24 protein-coding genes and 1 pseudogene are annotated in these 26,944 nt (G+C 72.3%); 6 read left to right on the forward strand and 19 right to left on the reverse strand.

All coding sequences use genetic code 11. The features are described from left to right. Positions 1 to 10: 10 nt before the first annotated feature. The 4 genes from RM609_RS26840 to RM609_RS26855 all read right to left on the reverse strand — a co-directional run bounded on the left by RM609_RS26840 (position 11) and on the right by RM609_RS26855 (position 2,975). Complete coding sequence (locus RM609_RS26840) at positions 11 to 973, reverse strand: electron transfer flavoprotein subunit alpha/FixB family protein (protein ID WP_311614152.1); 963 nt, start codon at positions 971 to 973, stop codon at positions 11 to 13. Between the two features lie 82 nt (positions 974 to 1,055). Beyond that, the gene (locus RM609_RS26845) at positions 1,056 to 1,841 is read right to left on the reverse strand and encodes an electron transfer flavoprotein subunit beta/FixA family protein (RefSeq protein ID WP_311614153.1); all 786 of its coding nucleotides are present in this window, start codon (positions 1,839 to 1,841) and stop codon (positions 1,056 to 1,058) included. A gap of 189 nt (positions 1,842 to 2,030) precedes the next feature. Continuing rightward, a complete protein-coding gene (locus RM609_RS26850; protein WP_311614154.1) occupies positions 2,031 to 2,564 on the reverse strand; it encodes a flavin reductase family protein in 534 nt (177 codons plus the stop codon). Positions 2,565 to 2,633: 69 nt separating this feature from the next. Continuing rightward, positions 2,634 to 2,975, reverse strand: a complete 342-nt coding sequence (locus RM609_RS26855) for a TlpA family protein disulfide reductase (RefSeq protein WP_311614155.1) — start codon at positions 2,973 to 2,975, stop codon at positions 2,634 to 2,636. A gap of 245 nt (positions 2,976 to 3,220) precedes the next feature. Between RM609_RS26855 and RM609_RS26860 the strand changes: the two genes are divergently transcribed. Then, entirely contained in the window at positions 3,221 to 3,949 is a 729-nt protein-coding gene (locus RM609_RS26860) for a lysophospholipid acyltransferase family protein (RefSeq protein WP_311614156.1), read from the forward strand. 82 nt (positions 3,950 to 4,031) lie between these two features. Here RM609_RS26860 and RM609_RS26865 read toward each other — a convergent pair whose 3' ends face one another. The 4 genes from RM609_RS26865 to RM609_RS26880 all read right to left on the reverse strand — a co-directional run bounded on the left by RM609_RS26865 (position 4,032) and on the right by RM609_RS26880 (position 8,104). Beyond that, a complete protein-coding gene (locus RM609_RS26865; RefSeq protein ID WP_311614157.1) occupies positions 4,032 to 5,123 on the reverse strand; it encodes a threonine aldolase family protein in 1,092 nt (363 codons plus the stop codon). Further along, positions 5,102 to 5,866, reverse strand: a complete 765-nt coding sequence (locus RM609_RS26870; protein WP_311614158.1) for an SDR family NAD(P)-dependent oxidoreductase — start codon at positions 5,864 to 5,866, stop codon at positions 5,102 to 5,104. The genes RM609_RS26865 and RM609_RS26870 overlap by 22 nt, the downstream gene beginning before the upstream one ends. Positions 5,867 to 5,892: 26 nt before the next feature. Further along, a complete protein-coding gene (locus RM609_RS26875; RefSeq protein WP_311614159.1) occupies positions 5,893 to 7,368 on the reverse strand; it encodes a DUF6421 family protein in 1,476 nt (491 codons plus the stop codon). A 157-nt stretch (positions 7,369 to 7,525) separates the two neighbouring features. Beyond that, positions 7,526 to 8,104, reverse strand: coding sequence for a GNAT family N-acetyltransferase (locus RM609_RS26880; RefSeq protein ID WP_311614160.1), 579 nt, complete (start codon positions 8,102 to 8,104; stop codon positions 7,526 to 7,528). A 124-nt stretch (positions 8,105 to 8,228) separates the two neighbouring features. Here RM609_RS26880 and RM609_RS26885 point away from each other — a divergent pair, with 124 nt between their 5' ends. The 4 genes and pseudogenes from RM609_RS26885 to RM609_RS34645 all read left to right on the forward strand — a co-directional run. Continuing rightward, on the forward strand, positions 8,229 to 8,621 hold the full coding sequence (locus RM609_RS26885) for a VOC family protein (RefSeq protein ID WP_311614161.1): 393 nt from the start codon (positions 8,229 to 8,231) through the stop codon (positions 8,619 to 8,621). Positions 8,622 to 8,819: 198 nt separating this feature from the next. Beyond that, the gene (locus tag RM609_RS26890; RefSeq protein ID WP_311614162.1) at positions 8,820 to 9,410 is read left to right on the forward strand and encodes a DUF5134 domain-containing protein; all 591 of its coding nucleotides are present in this window, start codon (positions 8,820 to 8,822) and stop codon (positions 9,408 to 9,410) included. Between the two features lie 86 nt (positions 9,411 to 9,496). Next, positions 9,497 to 10,438 (forward strand): M56 family metallopeptidase, encoded by a 942-nt coding sequence (locus RM609_RS26895; RefSeq protein ID WP_311614163.1) that lies wholly within the window; start codon positions 9,497 to 9,499, stop codon positions 10,436 to 10,438. Between the two features lie 127 nt (positions 10,439 to 10,565). Continuing rightward, positions 10,566 to 10,700, forward strand: a pseudogene (locus RM609_RS34645) (pirin family protein); the annotation flags it as partial. A gap of 58 nt (positions 10,701 to 10,758) precedes the next feature. Here the strand turns inward: RM609_RS34645 and RM609_RS26900 are convergent. The 3 genes from RM609_RS26900 to RM609_RS26910 form a co-directional block, all read right to left on the reverse strand. Continuing rightward, entirely contained in the window at positions 10,759 to 11,724 is a 966-nt protein-coding gene (locus RM609_RS26900; RefSeq protein WP_311614164.1) for a pirin family protein, read from the reverse strand. 125 nt (positions 11,725 to 11,849) lie between these two features. Then, the gene (locus tag RM609_RS26905) at positions 11,850 to 12,449 is read right to left on the reverse strand and encodes a hypothetical protein (RefSeq protein WP_311614165.1); all 600 of its coding nucleotides are present in this window, start codon (positions 12,447 to 12,449) and stop codon (positions 11,850 to 11,852) included. A gap of 28 nt (positions 12,450 to 12,477) precedes the next feature. After that, positions 12,478 to 12,891, reverse strand: coding sequence for an SPASM domain-containing protein (locus tag RM609_RS26910; RefSeq protein ID WP_311614225.1), 414 nt, complete (start codon positions 12,889 to 12,891; stop codon positions 12,478 to 12,480). Between the two features lie 321 nt (positions 12,892 to 13,212). Between RM609_RS26910 and RM609_RS26915 the strand changes: the two genes are divergently transcribed. Then, a complete protein-coding gene (locus tag RM609_RS26915) occupies positions 13,213 to 15,879 on the forward strand; it encodes a M4 family metallopeptidase (RefSeq protein ID WP_311614166.1) in 2,667 nt (888 codons plus the stop codon). A 63-nt stretch (positions 15,880 to 15,942) separates the two neighbouring features. Here the strand turns inward: RM609_RS26915 and RM609_RS26920 are convergent, their stop codons facing one another. From RM609_RS26920 to RM609_RS26955, 8 genes are all read right to left on the reverse strand, one after another. Then, positions 15,943 to 16,491 carry a glycoside hydrolase family 25 protein gene (locus RM609_RS26920; RefSeq protein WP_311614167.1) on the reverse strand — a complete coding sequence of 183 codons (549 nt, stop codon included), beginning with the start codon at positions 16,489 to 16,491 and terminating at the stop codon, positions 15,943 to 15,945. 132 nt (positions 16,492 to 16,623) lie between these two features. Beyond that, positions 16,624 to 17,463, reverse strand: coding sequence for an ATP-grasp domain-containing protein (locus RM609_RS26925; protein ID WP_311614168.1), 840 nt, complete (start codon positions 17,461 to 17,463; stop codon positions 16,624 to 16,626). Then, entirely contained in the window at positions 17,460 to 18,344 is an 885-nt protein-coding gene (locus tag RM609_RS26930) for an ATP-grasp domain-containing protein (RefSeq protein WP_311614169.1), read from the reverse strand. Before RM609_RS26930 ends, RM609_RS26925 begins: the two co-directional genes overlap by 4 nt. Positions 18,345 to 18,457: 113 nt before the next feature. Then, positions 18,458 to 19,447: a methylmalonyl Co-A mutase-associated GTPase MeaB gene (gene meaB / locus RM609_RS26935; protein ID WP_311614170.1), complete on the reverse strand. Its 990-nt coding sequence runs from the start codon at positions 19,445 to 19,447 to the stop codon at positions 18,458 to 18,460. Positions 19,448 to 19,465: 18 nt separating this feature from the next. Beyond that, positions 19,466 to 21,667, reverse strand: a complete 2,202-nt coding sequence (gene scpA, locus RM609_RS26940) for a methylmalonyl-CoA mutase (protein ID WP_311614171.1) — start codon at positions 21,665 to 21,667, stop codon at positions 19,466 to 19,468. After that, a complete protein-coding gene (locus tag RM609_RS26945) occupies positions 21,667 to 23,547 on the reverse strand; it encodes a methylmalonyl-CoA mutase family protein (RefSeq protein ID WP_311614172.1) in 1,881 nt (626 codons plus the stop codon). Before RM609_RS26945 ends, scpA begins: the two co-directional genes overlap by 1 nt. 82 nt (positions 23,548 to 23,629) lie before the next feature. Beyond that, entirely contained in the window at positions 23,630 to 24,658 is a 1,029-nt protein-coding gene (locus tag RM609_RS26950; protein WP_311614173.1) for a CinY protein, read from the reverse strand. A gap of 154 nt (positions 24,659 to 24,812) precedes the next feature. Beyond that, entirely contained in the window at positions 24,813 to 26,900 is a 2,088-nt protein-coding gene (locus RM609_RS26955; RefSeq protein WP_311614174.1) for a SpoIIE family protein phosphatase, read from the reverse strand. Between the last annotated feature and the right edge of the window lie 44 nt (positions 26,901 to 26,944).

A 26,944-nucleotide genomic window follows, 5' to 3' on the forward strand; every position in this document is an offset into this window, starting at 1 on the left:
GAGCCGATGATCAGCCCTTGCGGGTCTTGATCTCCTCCGTCAGCTGGGGGACGACCTCGAAGAGGTCGCCCACGACGCCGTAGTCGACGAGCTCGAAGATCGGGGCCTCGGCGTCCTTGTTGATGGCGACGATGGTCTTCGAGGTCTGCATGCCGGCGCGGTGCTGGATGGCGCCGGAGATGCCCGCCGCGATGTAGAGCTGCGGCGAGACGGACTTGCCGGTCTGGCCGACCTGGTTGGTGTGCGGGTACCAGCCGGCGTCGACCGCGGCGCGGGAGGCGCCGACCGCCGCGCCGAGGGAGTCGGCGAGGGCCTCGACGATGGTGAAGTTCTCGGCGCCGTTGACGCCGCGGCCGCCGGAGACCACGATCGCGGCCTCGGTCAGCTCGGGGCGGCCGGTGGACTCGCGCGGGGTGCGGGAGACGACCTTGGTGCCGGTGGACGCGCTCCCGAACGAGACGGCCAGCTGCTCGACCGTGCCGGCGGCCGGGGCGGCCTCCGGGGCGGCGGAGTTGGGCTTGACGGTGATGACCGGGGTGCCCTTGGTGACACGGGACTTGGTGGAGTACGAGGCCGCGAAGACGGACTGCGTGGCCACCGGGCCCTCGTCGCCGGCCTCCAGGTCGACGGCGTCGGTGATGATGCCGGAGCCGATGCGGACGGCCAGGCGGGCCGCGATCTCCTTGCCCTCGGCGGAGGACGGGACGAGCACGGCGGCCGGGGAGACGGCCTTGTACGCGGCCTCGAGCGCGTCCACCTTCGGTACGACGAGGTAGTCGGTGAACTCGGGGGCGTCGGCGGTGAGGACCTTGACCGCGCCGTAGTCGGCGAGCGTCGCGGCGGCGGTGTCCGCGCCGGCGCCGAGGTGCACGGCCACGGGCTCGCCGATGCGGCGGGCGAGGGTCAGCAGCTCGAGGGTGGGCTTGCGGACGGCGCCGTCCGCGTGGTCGACGTAGACGAGAACTTCAGCCATGGTGTTGCTCTCCTGCAAGTACGAAGGAAGGAACGGTGGGCGTTCGGGCTCGGAGCTCAGCGCTCGGACCCAGCGCTCAGGCTCAGACGAACTTCTGGCCCGCGAGGAACTCGGCGAGCTGCTTGCCGCCCTCGCCCTCGTCCTTGACGATCGTGCCGGCCGTACGGGCCGGACGCTCCGTGGCCTCGTCGACCTTGGTCCAGGCGCCCTCCAGGCCGACCTCGTCGGCCTCGATGCCCAGGTCGGAGAGGTCCAGGGACTCCACCGGCTTCTTCTTGGCGGCCATGATGCCCTTGAAGGACGGGTAGCGGGCCTCACCGGACTGGTCCGTGACGGACACGACGGCCGGGAGGGACGCCTCCAGCTGCTCGCTCGCGGCGTCGCCGTCACGGCGGCCCGTCACCTTGCCGCCCTCGACGGCCACCTCGGAGAGCAGGGTCACCTGCGGCACGCCCAGGCGCTCGGCGAGCATCGCCGGGACGACGCCCATGCCGCCGTCGGTGGAGGCCATGCCCGAGATCACCAGGTCGTAGCCGACGTGCTCCAGGGCCTTGGCCAGCACCAGGGAGGTGCCCAGCGCGTCGGTGCCGTGGAGGTCGTCGTCCTCGACGTGGACGGCCTTGTCCGCACCCATGGACAGCGCCTTGCGAAGGGCGTCCTTGGCGTCCTCCGGGCCGACGGTCAGGACGGTGATCTCCGCGTCGTCGGCCGCTTCCTTGATCTGCAGCGCCTGCTCGACCGCGTACTCGTCGAGCTCCGAGAGCAGGCCGTCCACGTCGTCGCGGTCGACGGTCAGGTCTTCGGCGAAGTGCCGGTCGCCCGTGGCGTCAGGCACGTACTTCACAGTGACAACGATCCTCAAGCTCACGCCGGCTCTCCTACTGCATCGTCTCTATCAAAGCTGCCTTCGCAGGCAGCATAGGCGCCTGGTGGGGCGGACCCCGATCGGTTCGGCTCCCGCCCTCGACCGGAATGTTACTCGTCAGTACATCGAGGCTGTACACCGAACGCAAGGCCGGTCGACTGTGATCTGCCCAACGCGCGGAGAAGGGATTCCTCAGTCGCGCAAACCGTTGAAGCGACCCTGGTGGTACAGCAGGGGCCGGCCCGTACCCGCCGGGTCTCCGGCGACCGCCTCGGCGAGCACCAGACGGTGGTCCCCGGCCGGCACCCGGGCCACGACGCGGCAGACCATCCAGGCCAGGACGCCCTCCAGCAGCGGCACCCCGTGCGGGCCTGGCCGCCAGCCCGTGGCCGCGCCGAAACGGTCGGCGCCGCTGCGCGCGAAGGTGGCGGCCAGCTCCCGCTGGTGCTCGCCGAGTATGTGGACGCCGACGTGCTCGGCCTCCGCCAGCACGGGCCAGCTGGAGGAGCCGGTGCCCACGCCGAAGGAGACGAGCGGGGGCGTCGCCGCCACCGAGGTCAGGGAGGTGGCGGTGAAGCCGACCGGGCGGGCGCCCTGGGCGGTGATCACCGCCACGCCGGCCGCGTGCCTGCGGAAGACCGAGCGCAGCAGCTCGGGACCGGCGGAAGCGGCGGGATCCGCGGCGTCGAGCCCGGGAGAGGCGGGAGAGCCGGGAGAGACCGTCATGGGGTTGCCCTTCTGCCGAAGCGGACGAAGAGGACGGGGCGGACGGAGAGGACGGAGAGGAGCACGGCGTCAGACCGCCGCGCCCAGTGCCGCGATGACATCGGCCCGCCGCGGCTGCCCGGTGGCGCGCCGTACGACGCGCCCCGTGCCGTCCAGGACGAGCGTGGTGGGGGTGGCGGTGATACCCAGGGCGCGGACGAGCTCCAGACGGTCCTCCGCGTCGATCTCGACGTGCGTGACGCCGTCGACCATGGCCGCGACGTCCGCGAGGACGCGCCGGGTCGCGCGACACGGCTGACAGAAGGCGCTGGAGAACTGGACGAGCGTCGCCCGCTCCCCCAGCTCCGTCACTCCGATCCCGGCGGCGCTCAGCCGCTCCGGCGCGCCTTCCCGTTCGTCCCCTACGGGCACGCTCACCCTCCCTCGTCCGTAACCGGTGTCCACCTCCGGTCTCTGCTTGCAGCATCATCGCCCAGCGGGAAATTTCCCGACGTGACGAGGATCTCGTGGACCCCGGGGGCACCCGGCTGGCCCCTCGGCGGGCATTCAGGCACGATCTGGCGAAAGCCAACCCTACGTACGCGTAACTTAGGCGCTTCAGCACATCAGCGTTTCAGCCGGGAGCACCCTCCCCAGGCCGGAAGGATCTTCCCGATATGGCAGAGCTCGTCTACCCCCCGGTGATCGGTATGGCACGCACCATGTTCAAGGCGCTCGACCTGCGCTTCGACATCCAGGGCAGCGAGCACGTCCCGTCGCGTGGCGGGGCGGTCCTGGTGAGCAACCACATCGGCTACCTCGACTTCATCTTCGCCGGGCTGGCCGCCCGGCCCGCCAAGCGGCTGGTGCGCTTCATGGCCAAGGAGTCCGTCTTCCGGCACAAGGTCTCCGGGCCGCTGATGCGGGCGATGAAGCACATACCCGTCGACCGCTCGGCCGGCCTCGACGCCTACAAGCACGCGCTCTCCGCCCTGCGGTCGGGCGAAATCGTCGGCGTCTTCCCCGAGGCGACGATCTCCACTTCCTTCACGCTGAAGAACTTCAAGTCCGGCGCGGCCCGGCTGGCCCAGGAGGCCGGGGTGCCGCTGGTGCCGGTGGCGCTGTGGGGCACCCAGCGGCTGTGGACCAAGGGCCACAAGCGCGATCTGCGCCGCAACCACATCCCCGTGACCATCCGGGTCGGCGAGCCGGTGACCGCGGATCCGGCCGAGCCCGCCGAGCAGCTCACCGAGCGCGTCCGCGCCCGGGTCCAGGACCTCCTGGAGGCCGCCCAGCGCGCCTATCCGGTCCGTACGGAGGGCCCCGGCGACAGCTGGTGGATCCCCGCCCACCTCGGCGGCACGGCCCCCGTCCCGGCGGTCGCCGGGGCGGATGGACGGCGCTGACCCCAAGAGCTACGCGAATGGGCGCGGGGTACGTACGTCACCGTACGTACCCCGCATCCATAGGTACCGGTAGGGCCGATCGCTACCGCTTGGCCATTTCCTCCGCGATCGCGGCGGTGAAGGCGTCGATGTCGGCCTCGGTGGTGTCGAAGGAGCACATCCAGCGGACGTCCCCGGCGGCCTCGTTCCAGAAGTAGAAGCGGTAGCGCTTCTGGAGGCGCTCGCTCACGTCGTGCGGCAGCCGGGCGAAGACGGCGTTGGACTGCACCGGGTGGAGCACCTCGACGCCCTCGATGCCCCGGACGCCCTCGGCCAGCCGCGCCGCCATGGCGTTGGCGTGCCCGGCGCTGCGCAGCCACAGGTCGCCGGAGAGCAGCGCCTCGAACTGCACGGAGACGAAGCGCATCTTCGACGCGAGCTGCATCGACATCTTGCGCAGGTGCTTCATCGCCCGCACCGCGTCCGGGTTGAGGACGACGACGCACTCGCCGAAGACCATGCCGTTCTTGGTGCCGCCGAAGGAGAGCAGGTCGACCCCGGCGTCCGTGGTGAACGCGCGCAGGGGCAGGCCCAGGGAGGCCGCCGCGTTGGCGATCCGGGAGCCGTCCAGGTGGACCTTCATGCCCCGCTCGTGGGCGTGGTCGCAGATCTCCCGGATCTCCTCGGGGGTGTAGCAGGTCCCGAGCTCGGTGGTCTGGGTGATCGAGACGATCTGCGGCTGGGCCCGGTGCTCGTCCTCCCAGCCGAACGCCTCGCGGTCGATCAGCTCGGGGGTGAGCTTGCCGTGCTCGGTGGGCACGTGGAGCAGCTTCAGCCCGCCGACGCGCTCGGGCGCCCCGCACTCGTCGACGTTGATGTGCGCGGAGGAGGCGCAGACGACCGCGCCCCAGCGCTCGGTGGCGGCCTGGAGGGCCACGACGTTGGCACCCGTGCCGTTGAAGACGGGGAACGCCTGGGCCGTGGGCCCGAAGTGGGCCCGCATCACGTCCTGGAGGTGGGCGGTGTAGTCGTCCTCGCCGTAGGCGACCTGGTGGCCGCCGTTGGCGAGGGCGAGCGCCGCGAGGATCTCGGGGTGCGCGCCCGCGTAGTTGTCGCTGGCGAAGCCGCGCACCTCGGGGTCGTGCCGGCGTATCGCGTCGGTCACGGGCGGGGTCACGGTTGCGGGGTCAGCCACTGACGGGTTCCGTTCACTTCCTGGGCGGGCTTGTCCCAGACGCCGGCGATGGCCTGGGCCAGGTCCTTGACGTCGGTGAAGCCCGCGAACTTCGCGTTGGGTCGTTCGGCACGCATCGCGTCGTGCACCAGCGCCTTGACCACCAGGACGGTGGCGGCGGCCGGCGGGGCGCCCTCGCCGCCCGCCTTGCGGAAGGAGTCGGCGAGGGCCAGGGTCCAGGCCTCGGCGGCGGCCTTGGCGGCGGAGTACGCGGCGTTCCCGGCGGTGGGCTTGCTGGCGCCCGCGGCGCTGATCAGCACGTACCGGCCGTTGCCGCTACGGGCCAGGGGGGCCTCGAAGGCCAGCGAGGTGTGCTGGACGGTCTTGATGAGCAGCTTCTCCAGCAGCTCCCAGTCGGCGAGGTCGGTCTCGGCGAAGGTCGCCGAGCCGCGCCAGCCGCCGACCAGGTGGACCAGGCCGTCGATCCGCCCGAACTCCTTCTCGGTGCGGTCCGCCCAGGCCCGGGCGGCGTCGAGGTCGAGGAGGTCCACAGTGTCGCCGGTGACGGTGGCACCGCCGTGGGCGTAGCGGGCGGCGTCCACGGCCTCGGCGAGGCGCGCGGCGTCCGCGTCGGCGGCGACGACCGTCGCTCCGGCCTCGGCGAGCCGCAGCAGGGCCGCCCGGCCCGCCGGGCCGGCCGCTCCGGCCACCGCCACGACGGCACCGTCCAGCGGGCCGCCGTTCCCGTTCGTCGGAATGCTCATGCCCGTCGCCTCCTTCTCGCGCTCGCTCACGCGGCCACCTGCTCGGCACCGGCCGCGGTGATCCCCTTGGTCGAGGCGATCACGCCGCGCAGCTTCTTGGCAAGGGCCTCGAAGAACATGCTGAGCGGGAATTCGTCCGAGAGCACCTCGTCCACCAGCTTGCGCGGGGGGAGGCTGAGGTCGAGGGCGTCGGGGCCCTTGGCCCACACGGAGCCGGGGTGCGGCGCGAGGTAGGTCGAGACGAGCTCGTAGGCGGCGAACCAGTGGACGAGCTTGGGGCGGTCGATGCCGTCGCGGTAGAGCTTCTCGATCTCGCCGCACAGCTGGTTGGTGACCTGCGGGGCACGGTCCCAGTCGATGTGCAGGGTGTTGTCCGTCCAGCGTACGACGTCGTGCTTGTGGAGGTACGCGAAGAGCAGCTGGCCGCCGAGGCCGTCGTAGTTGCGGACGCGGTCGCCGGTGAGCGGGAAGCGGAACATCCGGTCGAAGAGGACGGCGTACTGCACGTCACGGCCCTGGGCGTAGCCGTCGCCCTCCAGCTTCACGGCCTCCTTGAAGGCGGTGAGGTCGCAGCGCAGCTCCTCCAGGCCGTACATCCAGAACGGCTGCCGCTGCTTGATCATGAAGGGGTCGAAGGGCAGGTCGCCGTGGCTGTGGGTGCGGTCGTGGACCATGTCCCACAGGACGAAGGCCTCCTGGCAGCGCTGCTGGTCGTGCAGCATGGCGGCGATGTCGTCGGGGAGCTCCAGCTTGAGGGTCTCCACGGCGGCCTCGGTGACCCGGCGGAAGCGGGCGGCCTCGCGGTCGCAGAAGATGCCGCCCCAGGTGAAGCGCTCAGGGGCCTCGCGCACGGCGATGGTCTCCGGGAAGAGGACGGCGGAGTTGGTGTCGTAGCCCGAGGTGAAGTCCTCGAAGGTGATGCCGAGGAACAGCGGGTTGTCGTAGCGGGTGCGCTCGAGCTCGGCGAGCCACTCCGGCCAGACCACGCGCAGCACGACCGCCTCGAAGTTGCGGTCGGGGTTGCCGTTCTGCGTGTACATGGGGAAGACGACGAGGTGCTGGAGGCCGTCGGCGCGCTGGGCGGCGGGCTGGAAGGCCAGCAGCGCCGCCAGGAAGTCCGGGACGCCGAAGCCGCCGTCGGCCCAGCGGCGCAGGTCGGCGACGAGCGCGGCGTGGTACTCCACGTCGTGCGGCAGGAGCGGCGAGAGCTGCTCCACAGCGGCTATGACCACCTCGACCTCGGCGCGGACCGCCTCGCCCGGTGGTGCGCCCTCCGCGGCGAGGTCGATGGAGCCGTCGGCGGACTGCCAGGGCCGAATTGTCTCCACGGCGCCCTTGAGGGCAGCCCATGCGGGATGCTCGACAACACGATCCACAGACAAAATGTCGGCTTGCGTTGCCGTCGACGCAAAGATTTCCGTCACGACTAACCCTCCTCTGGAGAACCTGGCGTTAAGACACCGTATCCATGCGAGGTTCTCCGGCTCAAGAGGTGCAGCCATAAATTATCCTGCCGACCCCCCGGTGACGCCGCTGTTTTTCCTGTCGGCCTCCTCCGTCCGGGGCATCAGCTCCGATCATCCGTCCCCCCGGCCCCTGCCGCCACCGGGGCCGTTCTAGGCATGTTCCGGCCATCTTCGGCAAGGAGCCCGGCGTCGCTCAGCCCGCGAGTCCCTTGAGGCCCTTGAGCTCCGTGAGCTCCTTGACCAGCAGCTCGAACTCCAGGTCGTCGCGCTGCGGCACACCGAAGCGCTCGTCCCCGTAGGGGAAGGGGCTCATCTGACCCGTGCGCCGGTAGCCGCGGCGCTCGTACCAGGCGATCAGCTCGTCACGCTGCCTGATCACGGTCATATGCATGGCGCGGGCGTCCCACTCGGCGCGGGCGACGCGCTCGGCCTCCGCCATGACGAGCTTGCCCAGGCCGCCGCCCTGGGCGGTGGGCCGGACCGCGAACATGCCGAAGTAGACGTGGTCACCCCGGTGCTCCAGCTGGCAGCAGGCGAGCAGTTCGCCGTCGCGCTCCGCGATCATCAGCCGGCTGTTCCCGTCGGTGATCACGGCGAGCACGCCCTCGGGGTCGGTCCGCTGGCCGTCGAGCAGATCCGCCTCGGTCGTCCAGCCGGCCCGGCTCTCATCGCCCCGGTAGGCCGACTCGACCAGCCGGACGAGCGCCGGTACGTCATCGGCGGTCGCGATCCGGAAGGCCGGCTCGGTGGTGGGGCGGCTGGCGGTCTCCATGGGCTCCCTGGTCCTCTCCTGCGGTTCCCCGCGCGTCCGGCGCGGGGGTCCTGATGCGCACGTCCTGATGAGTTTCGGGCGTATGAACGACCCTAACGGAGGGGGTGTGCGTACAGTCGCGGGCATGGTGCATGTACTGAGCAGCAGGTTGTTACTGAGACCGACCGATCCCGAGCGGTCGCGGCGGTTCTACGGCGAGACCCTGGGGCTCGCGGTCTACCGGGAGTTCGGCACCGGACCGGAGCGCGGTGTCGTCTACTTCCTGGGCGGCGGCTTCCTGGAGGTCTCGGGCAGGTCGGAAACCCCTCCCACTCCCGGGCTCGAGCTCTGGTTCCAGGTGGCGGACGCGGCGGCGGCGTACGCGGAGTTCCTGGAGCGGGGCGTGGTGGTGCTGGAGCCGCCGGAGAAGAAGCCGTGGGGGCTGATCGAGATGTGGATCGCGGACCCGGACGGCGTGCGCATCGCGGTGGTGGAGGTACCGGAGGGGCATCCGATGCGCTACCGGCCGGCCATCTGAACGTCCCTGCCACTCCCCCTCCCACTCCCCCGCCTGCTCTCCCCGCGCCTCCGCCGCCCGGCGCACCGCGGGCGCGCGCCGGCGCTGCGCGGGCGCACGTACGGGCCCGCCCGTGCTACGGCCGTGCGCCTGTGCGCTCCCGTGTGCGGCGTCCGGCCCGGGCATCCTCCGGAGGTAGGCCCGCGTCGGGAGGTTGCCGTGCACGGACCGCCGCTGGTCGGCTGGGCACTGGTCGCACTGTGCGCCGCCGCGGGCGTGTACTGCCTTCTGCGGGCGCGGCCCGGCGCGGCGGGGGAGCGCCGGGCCGCGGTCGCGGGGGGCGACGCCGTCATGGCCCTCGGCATGGCGGCCATGGCCGTGCCCACGGCCGTCCTGGACACCCCGCCCTGGGGCCACGCGCTCTTCGCCGCGCTGTTCGGGGCGATGGGGCTGCACGCCCTCAACGCCGCCCGCGCGGACCCCGGTCCCCATCATCTGCATCACGCGGTGGGTGCCTTCGCGATGGTCTACATGGCCCTCGCCATGGCGGTCGTTCCGGCCGGCGCCCATGCGGGCCACACCGGCGCGGGTCACCCGCCGGCCGGGACACCGCTGCTCACCGGGCTGTTGCTGGTGTATTTCGCGGTGTACGTCGTCCGCACGGTGGCGGGTGTCGTCCCCGTCCCGGCCGGGGTACCGGTGGTGCGGGCCGGCGCGGGGCGGCCGGAACCGCCCGCCGGAGCCGGGGTGGCCACGGCGTGCCGGCTGTCGATGGCCATAGGGATGCTGGTCATGCTCCTGACGATGTGACAGCCGGACCACGGGCCGCGTGTCCTGTGTCACTTCGCCGCGGTGCCCGTATCCGGGCACGGCACGGCCCTCATAGGCTGACGCCCATGATGGTCCCGCTCGCGCTGCTGGTCCTCGGCGGCCTGGTCGCGGCGCTGGCGCCGCGTGTGCTGGCACGTGCCGACTGGCCCGGCCGGGAACCCGTGCTCGCGTTGCTCGTGTGGCAATGTGCCGTGGCCGCCGTGCTGTTGTGCTGCGCGCTGGCCATGGCGCTGAGCGCCGCCGCCGCGTGGGCGGCGGTGCGCGGTCATGTGTTCGCGCCCGCGCCGCGCGGGGTGATGGAGGCGTACGCCCTGGGCGGGTACGGCACCTGGGCCGCTCCCCTGGCCGTCGTCCTCGCCTGCGGGGCGGTCCGGACGGCGGCGATGCTCACCCACGAGATCCGGACCGCCCGGTCCCGGCGCCGACGGCGCCGCGCGGACCTGCTCGTCCGCGCGCCCCTGCTGCCCGGGGAGGAGCGCGGCGGTGAGCGGCTCGTGGTGCTGGAGGGCGAGCGGGCCGAGGCGTGGCTGCTGCGGGGCGGCGCCGCGCCCCGGCTGGTCATCACGACGGCGGCGCTGCGGCGGCTGAAGGGCTCCCAGCTGGACGCGGTCCTCGCGCACGAACAGGGGCACGCCCGGGCCCGGCACGACTGGCTGCTGCACGTCTCCTCCGCGCTGGCCAAGGGCTTTCCGCGGGTGCCGGTGTTCGCGGCCTTCCGCGACCAGATGCACCACCTGGTCGAGCTGGCCGCCGACGACTCGGCCTCCCGGCGCTTCGGCCGGCTGACGACCGCGCTCGCGCTGGTCGAACTCAACGAGGACCGGGGCGTGTTCGGACCCTGTCCGGCCGGCGTCTCACGGCTCCCGGACCGGGTCGACCGCCTGCTGGCCCCCGCGCCCCGGCTGACGGCCCTCCAGCGGCTGCGCCTCACGGCGATGGCGGCACTGGTGCCGGTCGTCCCCGTGCTGGTGACGTTCGTACCGGGGCTGAGCGCGCTGAACGGGTGAGGCGGAGGACGGGACGAGGACGGCGCCACCCCTCGGCTCGCCCCTCGCCTCGAAGCGGATAGCGCCGCGTGAACCGCTCGACCGCCACACGGTGGATACCGGGCCCGCCCAGTGGAAGAGTGCCGGCATGAGCAATCTCGACCTCCATCCCGCCCCCGCCACCTGAGGCGGCCGCGCCGACGTCTCCGGCCGTCCCGTGCGCCGCCTGCTGCCGAGCCTGGGCCGGCGAATGGTGGGTGCCTGGGCGCTCGTCGACCACCACCGAAAAGCACACTAGGGCCCTCACCAGGCACGATGCTGGTGGGGCCCTATTCATGACCTCAGCGAATCCGGCCGCGGGGCTTCAACGGGACCGGCGGCAGTTCAGGGGCTCGCAGCCGCTCCCCCTCGTACCCGTGGACGTCCCCGAACCGTTCGCCGGCTGTCCAGGACTCACGAGCGCGGGCGATCTCCTCGCCCGTGCGGCCGACGAAGTTCCACCACATGACGATCTTCTCCTCGAAGGGTTCGCCCCCGAGCAGCATCAGCCCGGCATCCGACTCGGCATGCACCGGCAGTTCGGTGCGCCCGCACCCGAGGTAGAGCATGGACCCGGGCAGGACGCGGACACCGTCCACCCGCGCCTCGCCGGACATGGCGAGCACCGCGTACTCGAAGTCGGGCTCCACCGGCAGACTTGTCCGCGTTCCAGCGGCGAGGGCGATGTCGGCACCGACGAGAGGGCTGTAGGTGGTGCCGGGTGAGAGCGTGCCGTCGAGCTCGCCCAGGATCACCGTCGCGGTCACCCCCGGCGCGCTGACCGTGGGCAGATCGGGATGATGTTCGAAGTGCGGTTCCACATGCCGGTGGGCGTCGGGCAGGGCGACCCAGAGCTGCGCGCCGTGAAGGTAGCGGGGATGCGGCCGGGGGCTCTCCTCGGAATGCGCGATGCCCCGGCCGGACGTCATCAGGCCCAGCTCCCGGGGGCGGACGGTCTGAAGGCTGCCGACGCTGTCCCGATGGAGCACCTCTCCTTCGTGCAGCCAACTGACCGTCTGCAGACCCATGTGCGGATGCGGCGGCACCTGCATCCCCGGCTCGTCGGCGATGTCGTCCCGGCCGTAATGGTCGACAAAGGCCCATCCGCCGATCATGCGTCGGCCCAGGTTCGGGAGTAGTCGGCGGACGTAGGTGGATTCACCGAGGGCCACGCGTTTGGGCTCAAGTAGCTCGTGCACCAGTCCGCCAGGCGTATCGGCGCGTCCGCCGCAGAGTGACGGGGCGGGATGCAGATCCAGGTTGCTCATGGTGACAACGTAGCTGCGGTGGGCATTCGTTGGGATGACCAGTGCCCCGGCTCGCATCCTGCGGAGACGAGGAGCCGGGGCGCGGTCATCGCCGTCACATGGAGCAGGTGGCGACGGCTACTCGATCACAGCCGCCCATCTGCCTCGTGAGAGGTGGATGACGCCTCCCGGGGTAATCCGGGCGTGACTGCCGTATACGGGCAGGCCGCCCTCGGCATTCTGCCGGTGCCGGATCCGCTCAAGGATGTCCCAGAGGCGGCGAGGCCCGCTCTGATGGACGACAGGCGAGTCGATGAATTCGGCTGTCGCCCTTGCCCACGAACCGTCCTGGCCGTGACGTGCTTGTCGCCGAGCAACTGGGCCGCGAGTGCGGTGCCGTAGCCCGATCCTGTCCCGACGTCGAGCAGGTCGAGCCCCTTCACAAGCCGGCCGTGCCGGTACATCTGGACGACCAGCCGGGGGTGGGTCGAGGACGAGGTCGCCCGGCCGTTGGCACCCTGCTCCTCCTCGGCGTGGTCGGCGTGAAGGGGACCGATGCGGGTCACCAGCGTCCGATCCGAGTAGGCAGTGCTCAGCCACTTCTCGGGGTCGGCGGGCCCGTCGTGCAGCACCCAGTCGCTGCCTTCGGTACGTGTGGTTCGGGCGATCAGAGGGCGCCGGCGAGAGACGGGGTCGGCGATCTCGCAGGCCAGTCGCTCGGCGTAGGGCTTCCAGTCCACGGGCACCGCCTCACTTCTTGTCGGGGATGTCCTTTTACGCGGGATCGCATGCTTCCTGCTCGGCGGGAGCGCAGTCCGAACCATCCAGGCCGGGATTGCAGTCCGGATCGCAGGGATCTTGTGCCCGCAGCGGTACTCGTTCCATGGTGTCCCGCCATGCCGGGCCGTGGAGGATCTCGATCAGTGTGCCGTTCTTGACGTAGCCGGCGGGCATGAATCGGCTCATCACACAGGGCGCGACGGTGCCGTCGGGCAACACGGCAAGCCGTCCTCGTCCGCACCGTCCGCACAGCTCGTTGGCGTCGGGGGGTCCCGCGTCGGCGGCTCGTCCGATCGCGCGGCTGCGGTCGATGCGGATCTTGGTGACGCCTAGGGCGGCGAGGTCATCACGGGCCTGGGCGACGCGCTGGCCGGGCAGGACTTCGACGATGCCGGCGTGCAGAGGGATGCCCCGGCGGGTAGCTTCCGGTCCGGCGGGAAGCGGCCCGGGTACGGTCGGCCTTCGGGCGGTTCATCGAGGAGGACGACTCCTGAGCCGATCCGCGGTGGCAAGGTCCGAAACTCGCCCACGTACTTTCGTCCCCGGCATTGCCGAGCGCACGACGCCCCACTTGCATGGCTTGCCCCACATCTCGTAGAGGCTCGTAGAGGGGGAACCGTGCGTCGAAGAGCGTCCAGATCGGCACGGCGTGGCTTACCGGGTGCGGCAGCGCTGATCGGCGTTGCCGCACTCGTCGTTTCCGCGGTACCGGCGGCCGGTGCCGCGCCGATGTCGCGAGGCGGCCCGGAGGAGGTGACCCCGGGGCAGCGCACCGACGCCCCCGGGCTCGTACGCGGCATCCGGGAGCCGGTGAGCGCGAAGGGGAGCGCCGCCGACGCGGCGCGCGCCCACCTCGCGGCCAGGGAGGGCCGTTACCGGATCGCCCGCCCGGATCGCGACCTGATGCCCGTACGGACCACGACCGCCGGCGGTTCGGAGACCGTACGTCTGAGGCAGCAGCACCGGGGCGTGGACGTCCTGGGCGGGGAGTACGTCGTCCGGATGGAGAGGAAGGGCGACGAGCGGGTCGTCACCGGCACGTCCGGAAAGTACTTCACCGGCCTGAAGGTCGCCACCGAGCCGGAGGTGGACGCGCAAGCGGCGGTCGAGCTGGCGGTGCGCGCGGTCGAGGAGCGGCTCGCCCCGCCGCGGCCCGGCGACGATCCGGACGACGCCGGGAATCCGCTGACCGGCACGGCCCGCGGCCTCGTCGTCCTTCCCCGGGGTGCCGGCGTGCTCACCCAGCACGTCACCGTACGGGGCGTCGCCCCGGGCACCGGGCTGCCGGTCCTGAGCGAGGTGTACATCGAGGCGAAATCCGGCTATCCGGTCCTCCAGTACAGCGGCATCAAGTCGTTCACCGCCCCCGAGCCGGCCCCGAAGGCCGGGAACGCGCCCGCGCGGTCGCTCACGTCCGTCACGCAGGAGGGCGGGACGAAGGGGTCCGGCGTCAGGCTCGACGGGAAGACCGTCGAGCTCCAGGTGGACCGTGACGAGGCGCGCAAGGAGTACGTGACGCGCGACCGCAGCCGGACCGGGGCCGGTGGCGACAGGAACCTCGTCTCCACCTGGGACGCGCGCGGGCGGATGCGGACCGAGGTGGTGGGCCAGTGGCCCGTTCCCGGTCTCAAGGAGTTCGGCTCGCCGACCCCCGCCTTCGGCCGGGAGGCGACCGACCTGGGCGTGGTCGACGCCCATTGGGCCGCGGGCAAGGTCCACGACTACTACAAGAAGGCGCACGGCCGGGACAGCCTGGACGGCCGTGGCGGGCCCGTCAACTCCCTGGCGGGCCTGGGCCTGCAGAGCGCCTACGCCGAGTGGGACGGCACCAAGGTGATCTACGGCGGCGGCAACCAGGACTACCGCCCGTACTCCTCCGCGCTCGACGTCGTCGGCTACACGCTGACGCACGGCGTCATCGAGAACAGCGCGAGCCTCGTCCCCGCCGCCCAGTCCGGCTCCCTCGGGGAGGCGATCGCCGACTACTTCGGCAACGCCATCCAGACCGACGTGTACGGCCTCCCCATGGACAGCCCGGATTCCGGGCTGATGGGCGAGACGCTGTGCCGGGCGAAGGGCCCCCGCGCGTGCGCCGCCCGCGACATGAACGACGGCCGGACCACCTCCAAGTCCTTCCTCGGCGTGGCGTTCTCCAATGACAACGGCGGCGTCCACCTCAACTCCACCATCTTCTCGGGCGCCCTCTGGGACATTCGCGAGGACCTGGACACCACCCTCGCCGACAGGATCGTCTACAAGGCGCTCACGGAGTACATGACCCCGCTGGACGGCTTCACCGAGGGCCGCAACGCGGTCGTCGCCGCGGCCAAGGACCTCAAGGTCTCCGGCAAGGAACTGCGGGCCGTCGAGCGGGCCTTCGACGCCCACGGCATCGTGCCCGGCTGGGAGCTCGCCCTGGGGGTGGACTCCGACGTGCTGTTCGGCAGGCTCAACGCCGACGCCTCCGTCGGCGTGGGCGGCGGCTGGTGGGTCACGTCGAAATCCAACGACGACGGCTCCGAGCCGTACTCCGTCTGGGCCGGACGCGTGGACGGCACCGGTGAGAAGAGGCTGATCAGCCCCAACGACGGGCGGTACCACTCGCGTCCGGCCACCGACGGCAGGACCGTGGTGTGGACGGCGTCCCGGGGCAGCAGGTCACCGGAGGTCTTTTCCCGGCCGCTCGCCGGCGGCCCCGTCAAGAAGCTCTTCTCGACCGACGCCTACCGGGCCGGCATCACCTCGCTCCGCGTCGAGGGGAAGATCGTCACCTTCGCGTTCCATCCGCTCCGCGGCGGCTCTCGCGTGGTCTACCTGCGGATGGGCGAGACCGACCCCGTCTTCATCGAACCGTCCGGCAGTGGCCGCTGGGCGGGCACGGGCGCCCCGTCGCTCCGCGACGGCCGGATCGCTTTCTCCCACTTCCGCCGCGAGGGGTACGACATCGAGGTCTTGGACGTCGCGACCGGCAAACGGACCGTGATGCGGCAACTCGGCAAACCGCTGTCCGTCGGCTCACCGGCCATCACCGGCAAGTACGTCTACTGGCGGGCCACCGAGGACCCGGACTACACGCTGTACGCGATACGCCGCGCAAACCTCGACGGCACCGGCACCGTCGACATCAACCCCGCCGCGGGCAAGGCCGCGCTGCCGGCCAGCCATCTGACCGCCTCCGACGAAGCGGTGACCGTCGCCACGTGGACGCGCGCCGACCCGGTGCAGAGGCTTTGGCAGCTCTCACCGGACGGCGCACACCTGGGGCGGGTCACCTGCAACCGCGGCGAGCAGCTCGGCTTCGCCTCGGCGGGCGGCAGGCAGGTGCTGTGGATCGACCCGACCACGGGCTACAACGACCTGGTCACCCGCACCCGCCCGGCGGGCACCTGCGGCTGACCGCCACTCGTACGAAGGATCGCCGGCCCCCGGGGCGAAGCCGCCCCGGGGGCCGGGCGCTCCCTACGCGCCCGCCCACTCCCGCAACGCCGCGCGGGTGTCGAAGCGGGCGACGTTGCGGTCCAGGCCGCCGGCCCAGCTGTACTGGTGGAAGGTCCAGGGGTGCTGGACCGCCGGGCGGCCGGGGGCGTGGTCCGGGTCGGCTATCCACAGGCCGTCGCCGGCGTTGTCGGTGGTGTCGCGGTTGAACCAGTAGTCGCGGTTGCAGTAGAGGACGACGCGGTGCCCGGGCGCCGCGTCCTTGACGTCCTCCAGCCAGCGGTCCTTGTCCAGGCACCAGACGTCGGGGTGTTCCCAGTCGAGGGCGAGCACGTCGCCCGCGCGTAATGCGATCTTGTCGAGGAAGTAGCCGGCCTGGGCGGACATCGAGCCGGGTGTGACGTAGTGGTAGTAGCCGACGACGAGCCCGGCGTTCCGGGCCCGATTGCGCTGGGTCACCCACTTGGGATTGGTGTACGAGGTGCCCTCGGTCACCTTGACGAAGACGAAGTCCAGTTCCTGGATCGCGTAGTTCGCGCTGTTGTGGCTGCTGACATCGATGCCGTGAAGCATGGCGCTCTCCTCCGGGTGCCGCGGACGACGGAGCGTCCGCAGTATCGGCCCGGACCGTCGCGACAGCGAGAGTCGTGAACCGGAAACTTCGAAGGAAGTTCCGGATACGGGCTGGTACGGGCCGATACCGGCCTACGGGGCCGCCGGAACGCGCGGCCGGCGGCTGCCCGCGGCGGTGCGCAGCGCCAGCGCGGCCAGGGCCTCGGGGGCTCCGCTCTGTCCCCGGATGCCCGGGAAGGCGTTGATGTCGACGATCACCGGTGCTCCCCCGGCGTCCAGCAGGTCCACGCCGTAGACGTCCAGTGCGAAGACCTCGCCCACCCGCCGGGCCAGGTCCGCCCATCCGGCCGGCAGTTCGCCGGGGCCGAGGGTGCGGGTGCGTTCGCCGGGGACGGAGTCGGCCAGCTCGGAGCGGCGCAGCGCGGCGAAGACCTGGTCGGCGACGACCCACAGCTTGTGGTCCCAGCCGTCGTTGGGGGTGAAGGGCTGGACGACCACGGGCTCGTCCGGCCAGCGGGCGGCGAGCTCCCGCAGCCGCGCGGCGTCGTCGACCCGGGCGACCAGGTCGTGGCGGCGGCTGTGGCGGCTCTTGACCACGACGGGCGCCGCCGGTTCCCCGGCCGCCACCAGGGGGGCGAGCGAGGGCTCGGTGCGGGTGGCCACGAACGGCAGTCCGGCGCGGCGGGCCACGTCCGCCATGGCGGTGCGGTCCTGGCAGAGCTCGGTGGCCGAGGCGGAGTTCAGCACGGGCGCGCCGTGGGTCTCCAGGTACCGGGCGAGGGCCAGGGCGCGGGGGGTGCGGGTCTTCAGGAGGTAGACATCCGCGAGGGACGAAGGGTCGGGGAACCTTTCGGGAGAGTCTTCGCAGCTCTGCGGATCCAGCCATTCCACCCGGTGGTGGGGCGTCAGCAGGGCGGTGGTCGCGGCCAGCAGCGGGTGGTCCGGGTCGGGCGTGAGCAGGCAGATCCTCATGCGTTGCCGCCGATCGCGCGCGCGGGCGCGGTCAGCGCCGGACGGGGCATCGGCAGGAGGTGGCCGGTGCCGCCCGCCTCGGCCAGCCGGAGGACGGCCCGGGCCACCCGGGCGACGGCGTCCGGCACCTGGCGGAAGCTGGGGAAGTCGTTGACGTCGACGACGACGGGGCCGTCGGGGCCGAGGACGATGTCGACCCCGTAGAGGTCGAGGCCGAAGACGGCGCCCACCTCGGTGGCGATGGCCGCGACCTCGGGCGTGAGGGGGACGTGGCGTTCCGTGGGCGGCCGGTCCGGGTGGAGGGGGCTGCGGCGCTCGGTGGCGTACAGCTCGCCGTCGAGGCAGTACACCTTGAGGTCGACGCCGGAGTTGGGGACGTACGGCTGGGCGATCAGCAGGCCGTCCCCGGTGGGTTCGGCGCCGGGGTCGGTGAGGTGTCCGGCGTCCGGGACGAGCCGCACGGCCCGTCCCGAGCTGCCGTCGGCGGGCTTGACCACCAGCGGGAAGGCGTCGGCGGGCAGCTCCGCGAACTCCTCGGCGCGGGCGGCGGCGTAGGTCACGGGGACCGGCAGTCCCCGGGCCTCGGCGAGCACGGCCGCGAGCGCCTTGTCCCGTACGCCCCGGATCGCCCGGGCGTCGTTGACCGTGGTGAGCCCCACGGCGGCGGCGCCCTCCAGGAGGGTGAGCCCGGGGCCGCCGGACACGGTCTTGAGCACCCAGGCGTCGTGGCGCCCGGAGCGCACGGTCTCGGAGAGCCGGATCAGCGAACTGCCCGGCCGCAGCACGTCCACCCGGTGCCCCCAGGCGGTGAGTTGGCGGATCACGTCCACCGGCATGCCGTCGTACCGGTACTGCTCCTCCACCAGGAAGCAGAGTCTCATGTGCTGCATCATCCTCGTAATCCCGACATCCGCCGTGCCCGCCCCCGGCGGGGCGTGACGGCCCAGGATGTCATGGGCGCGAGGGTGCTCCGCACCGGGCGGCGGCCTCCCGGCTAGCGGAGCGGACGGAAGGCCTCCAGCAGTCGCTCGGCGGCCAGGGCCGCCGTCAGGGTCCCCTCGCGCACCCGCTGTTCCAGGCCGGGGGCCTGTGCCCGGACGTCGGGGTGGTCGCGCAGCTCGGCCAGGAGCCGGTCGCGGACCATGCTCCAGACCCAGTCGACCTGCTGCTCGCGGCGGCGGGCGGCCAGACCGCCGGTGGCCTCCAGGACGCCCCGGTGGGCCTCCACGCGCTCCCACAGGGTGTCCAGGCCGGTGCTCTCGCGGGCGCTGCAGGTGAGGACGGGCGGGTTCCAGGCGGCGTCGTGGGAGTGCATCAGGCGCAGTGCCCCGGACAGTTCACGGGCGGCGGCCTTCGCGTCGCGTTCGTGCGGTCCGTCCGCTTTGTTCACGGCGATGACGTCGGCGAGCTCCAGGACGCCCTTCTTGATGCCCTGGAGCGAATCGCCGGTGCGGGCCAGGGTGAGCAGCAGGAACGTGTCGACCATGTCGGCGACGGCGGTCTCCGACTGGCCGACGCCGACGGTCTCCACCAGGACGACGTCGTAGCCGGCGGCTTCCATCACCACCATGGTCTCGCGGGTGGCCTTGGCGACCCCGCCGAGCGTGCCGGCGGTCGGCGAGGGGCGTACGAAGGCCGCCGGGTCGACGGCGAGCCGCTCCATCCGGGTCTTGTCGCCCAGGATGCTGCCGCCGGTGCGGCTGGAGGACGGGTCGACGGCGAGCACCGCGACCTTGTGGCCGAGGCCGGTGAGCATGGTGCCGAAGGCGTCGATGAAGGTGGACTTGCCGACGCCGGGCACGCCGGTGACGCCGATCCGGCGCGCCCCGCCCGAGTGCGGCAGCAGCTCGGTCAGCATCCGCTGGGCGAGCTCGCGGTGGTCGGCGCGCCGGGACTCCACGAGCGTGATGGCGCGGGCGACGGCCGCCCGTTTGCCGTCCAGCACGCCCTTGACGTAGGCGTCGAGGTCAATGGCCTTGCGCACGGGGGACGCCATGGGCGCTCACAGCTCGTGGCCGAGGACCCCGGCGAGGGTCTTCAGCAGGTCGTGGGCGGCGTCCGGGATGACCGTGCCGGGCGGGAAGACCGCGGCGGCGCCCATCTGACGGAGCGTGGGGACGTCCTGCGGCGGGATGACCCCGCCCACGACGATCATGATGTCCTCGCGGCCCTGTTCGGCGAGCTCCTCGCGGAGCGCCGGGACGAGCGTGAGGTGACCGGCCGCCAGCGAGGAGACGCCGACGATGTGGACGTCCGCCTCGACCGCCTGCCGGGCGACCTCGGCGGGCGTCTGGAAGAGCGGGCCGACGTCCACGTCGAAGCCGAGGTCGGCGAAGGCGGTGGCGATGACCTTCTGGCCGCGGTCGTGGCCGTCCTGGCCCATCTTGGCGACCAGGATGCGCGGGCGGCGCCCGTCCTCCCGCTCGAACGCCTCGACCAGCGCGCGGGTGCGTTCCACGCCGGACGACATGCCGGCCTCCTCCCGGTAGACACCGGAGATCGTACGGATCTGTCCGGCGTGCCGTCCGTAGACCTTCTCCAGGGCGTCGGAGATCTCCCCGACGGTGGCCTTGGCGCGGGCGGCGTTCACGGCGAGGGCCAGCAGGTTGCCGTCCAGGCCGGGGCCGGATCCGGCCTCGGCGGCGCGGGTGAGGGCGTGGAGGGCGTCCTGGCAGACCGTCTCGTCGCGCTCGGCGCGCAGTCGGCGCAGCTTCTCGATCTGCCGGCCGCGCACGGAGGAGTTGTCGACCTTGAGGACCTCGATCTGCTCGTCGCTGTCGACCCGGTACTTGTTGACGCCGATGACCGGCTGGCGTCCGGAGTCGATGCGGGCCTGGGTGCGGGCCGCGGCCTCCTCGACGCGCAGCTTGGGGATGCCGGCGTCGATGGCCTGTGCCATGCCGCCGGCGGCCTCGACCTCCTGGATGTGCTGCCAGGCGCGCCGGGCGAGGTCGTGGGTGAGCCGTTCGACGTAGGCGCTGCCGCCCCAGGGGTCGATGACCCGGCAGGTGCCGGACTCCTGCTGGATCAGCAGCTGGGTGTTACGGGCGATGCGGGCGGAGAAGTCGGTGGGCAGGGCCAGCGCCTCGTCGAGGGCGTTGGTGTGCAGCGACTGGGTGTGGCCCTGGGTGGCGGCCATGGCCTCGACGCAGGTGCGCGCCACGTTGTTGAAGACGTCCTGGGCGGTCAGCGACCAGCCGGAGGTCTGCGAATGGGTGCGCAGCGACAGCGATTTGGTGTTCTTGGGGTCGAACTGTTTGACGAGTCTGGCCCACAGCAGCCGGGCGGCCCGGAGTTTGGCGATCTCCATGAAGAAGTTCATGCCGATCGCCCAGAAGAAGGACAGGCGGGGCGCGAAGGCGTCCACGTCGAGGCCGGCGCCCTGGCCGGCGCGGAGGTACTCGACGCCGTCGGCGAGGGTGTAGGCGAGCTCCAGGTCGGCCGTGGCCCCGGCCTCCTGGATGTGGTAGCCGGAGATGGAGATGGAGTTGTAGCGCGGCATCTTCTGCGAGGTGTACGCGAAGATGTCGGAGATGATCCGCATCGAGGGCCGGGGCGGATAGATGTAGGTGTTGCGGACCATGAACTCCTTGAGGATGTCGTTCTGGATGGTCCCGGCCAGCTTCTCGGGCGGTACGCCCTGTTCCTCGGCGGCCACGATGTAGAGGGCGAGGACGGGCAGCACCGCGCCGTTCATGGTCATGGAGACGGTCATCCTGTCGAGCGGGATGCCGTCGAAGAGCTGCCGCATGTCGTAGATGGAGTCGATGGCGACGCCCGCCATGCCGACGTCGCCGGTCACGCGCGGGTGGTCGCTGTCGTAGCCGCGGTGGGTGGGCAGGTCGAAGGCGACGGACAGGCCCTTCTGACCGGCCGCCAGATTGCGGCGGTAGAAGGCGTTGGACTCCTCGGCCGTGGAGAAGCCGGCGTACTGCCGGATGGTCCAGGGCTGGTTGACGTACATCGTCGGGTACGGGCCGCGCAGATAGGGCGCGATGCCGGGGTAGGTGCCGAGGAAGTCCAGCCCGTCGAGGTCCTCGGCGGTGTAGAGGGGTTTGACGCCGATGCCCTCGGGGGTCTCCCAGAGGAGGTCCTCGGCGCTCTTGCCGGTGCTCTCCTTCAGCGCGGCGCGCCAGGCTCCGGGGTCGGCGGGGCCGGTGGCGGCCGGGCCGAGGTCGATGCCGGAGAAGTCGGGGATCCGCATCACGCCACTCCCATGCGGTCGAGGACGGAGGAGAGGACGGCGACGGCGTCGCCGCCGGCGAAGACGAACGCGTCGACTCCCGCCCGCCGGCAGTCCTCCCGCAGTTCGCCCTTGGGCTTTCCGGCGAGGAGGACGGTGGTGGCGCCGGCGCCCTTGAGCGCCGCGGCTACGGCCGTGGCCTGCTCGGCGTAGAGCGCGTCGCCGGAGCACAGGCAGGCGGTCGTGGCGCCCTCGGCCGTGAGGACGTCGGCTACGTCCTCGGCCGTGACCTGGCGGGTGACGGGCTCGATGCCGCCCGCCTGGAAGAGGTTGGCGGCGAAGGTGACCCGGCCGGTGTGGACGGCGGCGGGACCGAGGGCCGCGAGGAGGACGCGGGGCCGGGCGCCGGTGGCGGCGAGGTGGGCGTCCGAGCGGGCGCGCAGCGCCTCGTACGCCTCGTCGCGGCGGACCTTCGGCAGTCCGCCGGAGGGGGCGGGCGGGGCGGGTTCGCGGTGGACGGGCTGTTCGCCGAGGTGGGGGAACTCGCTGACGCCGGTGATGGGTTCGCGACGGGTGGCGAGGTCGGCGGAGCGGGTGCGCCAGGTGTCGGCGAGGCGTTCGGCGAGGAGTCCGGAGCGCAGGGCGGCGGCCTGGCCACCGACGTGTTCGAGGTCCTGGAAGAAGGCCCAGGCGGCGTGGGCGAGTTCGTCGGTGAGCCGTTCCACGTACCAGGAGCCGCCGGCCGGGTCGACGACCCGGGCCAGGTGGGACTCCTCCAGAAGGATCGAGGAGGTGTTGCGGGCGATCCGGCGGGCGAAGGCATCGGGCAGGCCGAGGGCCTCGTCGAAGGGCAGGACGGTCACGGCGTCCGCGCCGCCGACCCCGGCGCCGAGGCAGGCGATGGTGGTGCGGAGCATGTTCACCCAGGGGTCGCGCCGGGTCATCATCACCGAGGAGGTGACGGCGTGCTGGCGCTGGGCGCGGGCGGCGGGCGTCGCGCCGCAGACCTCGGCGACGCGGGCCCACAGGCGGCGGGCGGCGCGGAGTTTGGCGATGGTGAGGAACTGGTCGGCGGTGGCGGAGTAGCGGAACTCCAGCTGGGAGCAGGCCTCGTCGACGGTGAGCCCGGCGGCGGTGAGCGTACGGAGGTAGGCGACGCCGGTGGCCAGGGAGGCGCCCAGTTCCTGGGCGGGTGATCCGCCGGCCTCGTGGTGGGGCAGCGCGTCGACGGTGAGGGCGCGCAGGCGCAGGTGGTCGCGGACGCACAGGGCGGCGAGGCGGGCGGCGGCGTCCAGGGCCTCGGCGGGGTCGGCGTCGGTGCCGGTGCGGGCCAGGGTGCCCAGCGGGTCGGCGCCGAGGTTGCCGGCGGCCGCGTCGCGCGGCAGGCCGCGCTCGGCGTACAGGCCGAGGAGCTTCCGCGCGGCGGGCTCGAACTCCTCGCCCGCGTCGAGGACGACGGGGGCGAGGTCGAGGTAGACGCCGTCCAGGGCGGTGGGGAGGGCCTCGACAGGCAGTCCGGCGCCGCCGACGGCCAGCCACAGGGAGGTGACGCCGTTCTCGAGGTCGGCGAGGACGGCGTCGTTGGCCCGCCGGGGGTCGGGGCCGCCGTGGTGCTGGCGTACGTCCCAGCCGGTGAGCGCGGTGCCCTCCGGTCGTCCGCCGCGGACGAACGGGGGGAAGCCGGGCGGGCCGGGCACCGTGCCGCCGTCATCGGCGGTGTACAGGGGACGGGTGGCGAGCCCGTCCTGGAGCGCGGTGGCCAGCGCGTCCTCGGCCGCCGGCCCCTCGGCCGCGGTGCCCGTTTTGCTCAGCACGCCTGTGACGAGGCGCTGCCACTGCTCACGGGACGCGTCCGGGAACTCGGCAGCCAGGTGGAAGCCGTCATCGGGCAGGACCGTCATGGGGGGAAGGCTAGTGAGCGGGTGCGTTCCGCAGCAGGGGCAACCGTTGTGACCTTGGCCTCTTCCCGGCGGACCGCGGTGTTCAGCCCTTGGGCGCGCAGTCGCGGGCGGGGGTGTCGTGGGTGAGGGCGCAACCGATGGTCTCCGCGCGGTCCTTGCCGTACTTGGCGGTCAGGGCGGCGCGGAAGTCGGCCCACTGGCGGCGGGTGTCGGCGACGGCCGCGTGGACGGCGCGGTCGAAGTTCCCGGCGACCTTGCCGCGGGGTGTGGTGGGGCCGCTGGTGGCTCCGGTGGCCGGGTCGATGACGCCGGTGTCCTTGTTGAGGCCCGCGTGCTGGACGTGGCGGGCGCAGCCGAGCGGGAGGAGGGAGAAGCAGCCGGTGGTCAGGTCGGCGGGGACGGCCGAGGCGGCGGGCGGCCGGCCGGTGCCGAGGGCGAGGAGCGGGGCGGGTCCGGTGCGGTCGAGGCCGGGCGGGTTGTCCTTGCCGAGGGGGCGGTCGGCGGCCTTGTCGGTCCAGTTGCTGTGCGAGTAGAAGTCCTGGACGCCGTGGAGGGCGCGGCCCAGGCCCTCGATGGCCTCGCACTTGTCACGGCCGCGGATGCCGAGGGTGAAGGTGCAGTCCTTGGTGAGGTCGGTCTCGCCCGGGGCGATGGCGCCGTCCGCTCCGGTCGTGCCGCCGGCGGCGGTGATCCCTTCGGTGAAGCGGGTCTGGAGCCTGGCTATGCAGGTCAGCAGCTGCCGGGTGGCGTCGGCGCGGTCGCGGGGGTAGCCGGAGGCGGCGAGGAAGTCGGCGTTGTCGCAGTGGGCGGCGGGGACGACGATCTCGTCGGTGTCGGGCGCGCCGACCGCGCCGAAGGTGCCCTTGTGGCCGGCGAGCTGGTCAAGGGAGCGGGGTTCGAAGCAGGTGCCGTCGGACCGGGTGCCGGGGGCACAGGCCAGGGCGGCGCGGGTGATCGCCTCGTGTTCGGCGTGCTGCCCGAACGCGCTGACGGTGCCGAAGGCCCGGGCGGGACCGGCCTGGGCGGTGAGCAGCACGGCGGGGGCGAGGGAGGCGACGCCCAGGAGCTGGACGGCTCTGCGGCGGAGGGGGTGGCGGCGGGGGGTGCCCATCGGTTTCGGCCTTTTCGACGATCCGTCAGTTGGGAATGCGTCAATAGTTGATCCGAAAAGACCGGAATTTGCAATTCCTTTGCAATGGAAGGTGTATAGGGCATGAACTCCCGTACAACCGGCTCCGGCCCAGGCCCCTGCCCCCGGCTCCGGCTCAGTCGCCGTCGTCCGAGGCCGTGTGCCGGTCGGGCACCACGAACTCGCACCAGACGGACTTGCCGGTTCCGCGCGGCTCCACGCCCCAGACGTCGGCCAGCCGGTCCACCAGCAGCAGCCCGCGCCCGGACACCCCCGCCTCGCCCGGCTCCCGGCGGCGCGGCAGGGCACTGGACTTGTCCTCCACCTCGACCCGCACCCGCCGTTCGGGCCCGGTCAGCATCCGGATCGTCACGACGGCGGCGCCGTCGGTGTGCAGCAGGGCGTTGGTCACCAACTCGTCGGCGACCAGCTCGATCTCGTCCGAGCGCTCCCGCGCGCCCCACGCCCGTACCGCCGCGCGGATCATGTGCCGGCCGGCCGAGAGGGCCTCGGGATCGGCGGGGGCGATGTGCTGCTGGAGCCGTCCGCCGCCGCGGGCGGCCGGGCCCTGGCGGCGCAGCAGCAGGACGGCCAGATCGTCCTCGCCCATCCGTTCCCCGACCACGCCGCACAGCAGGTCGGCCAGCTTGTGGAGGTCGTAGGGGCCCTCGCGGACCAGGGCGCCGAGCCGTCGCATGCCCTCGTCGAGATCGGAGCCGGGCTGCTCGACCAGGCCGTCGGTGAACATCAGCAGGGTCTCCCCCGGGTCCAGTTCGACGGTCGTCACCGGGTAGTCCAGCCGCCCGAACTCGGCGGACAGGCCGAGCGGCAGCCCGCCCGAGACGGGCAGCCGGCGGCAGGTGCCGTCGGCGTGCCGCAGCATGGGGTCCACATGGCCGGCGCGGACCAGCTGGACCAGCCCGGTGGCGAGGTCGGCCTCCGCGTAGGTGCAGGTGGCGAAGCGGTCGGTGTCCAGCTCATGGAGGAAGGACGAGGCGCGGGCCATGACGGTGGCGGGCGAGTGCCCCTCGGTGGCGTACGCCCGCAGGACGATCCGCAGCTGGCCCATCACGGCGGCGGCGTGGGTGTCATGGCCCTGGACGTCGCCGATGACCGCCCCGACCCGGCCGCCGGGCAGCGGGATGGCGTCGTACCAGTCGCCGCCGATGTCCCGGCCCATCCGGGCCGACCGGTAGCGCACCGCGATCTGCGCGCCGGGGACGTCGGGGATGCGGCGCGGCAGCATGGACTGCTGGAGGCCCTCGGCGAGGTCGTGCTCCTGGTCGAAGAGCATCGCCCGGGCTATGGCCTGCGCCAGGCTGCTGCTCAGCGCGATGTAGAGATTGCGCTCCTGCTGGGTGAAGCCGCGCGCCTCGCGGTAGAGCAGCCCCAGCGCGCCGATGGGCCGGGCCTGGGCGATCAGCGGGAGGTAGGCGGCGGAGGAGATGCCGATGTCCTTGATGCGCTCCCACAGCCAGGGGTAGTGGGTGGAGAACTCCTCGGGCGACTCGATGAACCGGGGCGAGAGGGTGCGGATCACCTCGCTCATCGGGAAGTTGTCGTCGATACGCGTGTAGCGGGTGCCGGGGATGAAGTGCTCCGAGGGCCCTTCCGCGACGAGGTGGATGCGGCCGGACTCGAGCAGGCCGAGGACGAGCAGATCGGAGCCGAGGTGCTCGACGGCCCGCGCGTCCCGGAAGAAGTCGATGACGTCCTGGACGGTCCGGGCGTGCGCGAGGGCGGCCGTCGTGGTCTCCACGACCGTCGTCTGATGGCGGCGCTCCTCGTCGGTCTCACGGGGCCCGGTCCGGCCCAGCTCCTCGGTGGCGTCACGGACGATGCCGATGATCCGGCAGGGCCGCCCGTCGGCGTCGCGCCGGATGCGCCCCTGGGTGTAGGTCCAGCGCTGGGAGCCGTCGTCGCAGCGGACCAGGTAGTAGCCGCCGTAGCTGTCGCTGCCGTCCTTCAGCGCCCGGGCCACCATGGTGTCGAGCCGGGCGGCGTCGGGGCGCGACACGCGGTACGACAGATCGGTGATCCGGCCGTGGAACCGCTCGGGCGGCACCTCCAGGAGCTCCAGCGCCTGCGGGTCCAGGTGCAGCCGTCCGCTGACCAGGTCCCAGTCGAAGCCGCCCATGCGATTGAGGGCGAGCACCGTCTCCGGGCGGGCGGGCCAGTCGTCCGGCGGCGGTACGGCGGCAGGCGTCGCTCCCCGATCAACCATAGAGTCACCCTGCCACCTTTTGTCTGTTTCTTCTTCTTCGATTT

It is taken from the genome of Streptomyces hesseae (assembly GCF_031845785.1).
Classification (GTDB): Bacteria; Actinomycetota; Actinomycetes; order Streptomycetales; family Streptomycetaceae; genus Streptomyces; species Streptomyces hesseae.

Excerpts from the sequence above, each read along its gene's own strand:
- RM609_RS26955 (WP_311614174.1), bottom strand. The coding sequence starts at position 26,900 with ATGGTTGATCGGGGAGCGACGCCTGCCGCCGTACCGCCGCCGGACGAC.
- RM609_RS26930 (WP_311614169.1), bottom strand. The coding sequence starts at position 18,344 with ATGAGACTCTGCTTCCTGGTGGAGGAGCAGTACCGGTACGACGGCATG.
- RM609_RS26950 (WP_311614173.1), bottom strand. The coding sequence starts at position 24,658 with ATGGGCACCCCCCGCCGCCACCCCCTCCGCCGCAGAGCCGTCCAGCTC.
- RM609_RS26850 (WP_311614154.1), bottom strand. The coding sequence starts at position 2,564 with ATGACGGTCTCTCCCGGCTCTCCCGCCTCTCCCGGGCTCGACGCCGCG.
- RM609_RS26885 (WP_311614161.1), top strand. The coding sequence starts at position 8,229 with ATGGTGCATGTACTGAGCAGCAGGTTGTTACTGAGACCGACCGATCCC.
- RM609_RS26875 (WP_311614159.1), bottom strand. The coding sequence starts at position 7,368 with ATGGCTGCACCTCTTGAGCCGGAGAACCTCGCATGGATACGGTGTCTT.
- RM609_RS26870 (WP_311614158.1), bottom strand. The coding sequence starts at position 5,866 with ATGAGCATTCCGACGAACGGGAACGGCGGCCCGCTGGACGGTGCCGTC.
- RM609_RS26840 (WP_311614152.1), bottom strand. The coding sequence starts at position 973 with ATGGCTGAAGTTCTCGTCTACGTCGACCACGCGGACGGCGCCGTCCGC.
- RM609_RS26860 (WP_311614156.1), top strand. The coding sequence starts at position 3,221 with ATGGCAGAGCTCGTCTACCCCCCGGTGATCGGTATGGCACGCACCATG.
- RM609_RS26945 (WP_311614172.1), bottom strand. The coding sequence starts at position 23,547 with ATGACGGTCCTGCCCGATGACGGCTTCCACCTGGCTGCCGAGTTCCCG.
- RM609_RS26880 (WP_311614160.1), bottom strand. The coding sequence starts at position 8,104 with ATGGAGACCGCCAGCCGCCCCACCACCGAGCCGGCCTTCCGGATCGCG.
- RM609_RS26900 (WP_311614164.1), bottom strand. The coding sequence starts at position 11,724 with ATGAGCAACCTGGATCTGCATCCCGCCCCGTCACTCTGCGGCGGACGC.
- RM609_RS26915 (WP_311614166.1), top strand. The coding sequence starts at position 13,213 with ATGTCGCGAGGCGGCCCGGAGGAGGTGACCCCGGGGCAGCGCACCGAC.
- RM609_RS26920 (WP_311614167.1), bottom strand. The coding sequence starts at position 16,491 with ATGCTTCACGGCATCGATGTCAGCAGCCACAACAGCGCGAACTACGCG.
- RM609_RS26895 (WP_311614163.1), top strand. The coding sequence starts at position 9,497 with ATGATGGTCCCGCTCGCGCTGCTGGTCCTCGGCGGCCTGGTCGCGGCG.
- RM609_RS26925 (WP_311614168.1), bottom strand. The coding sequence starts at position 17,463 with ATGAGGATCTGCCTGCTCACGCCCGACCCGGACCACCCGCTGCTGGCC.
- scpA (WP_311614171.1), bottom strand. The coding sequence starts at position 21,667 with ATGCGGATCCCCGACTTCTCCGGCATCGACCTCGGCCCGGCCGCCACC.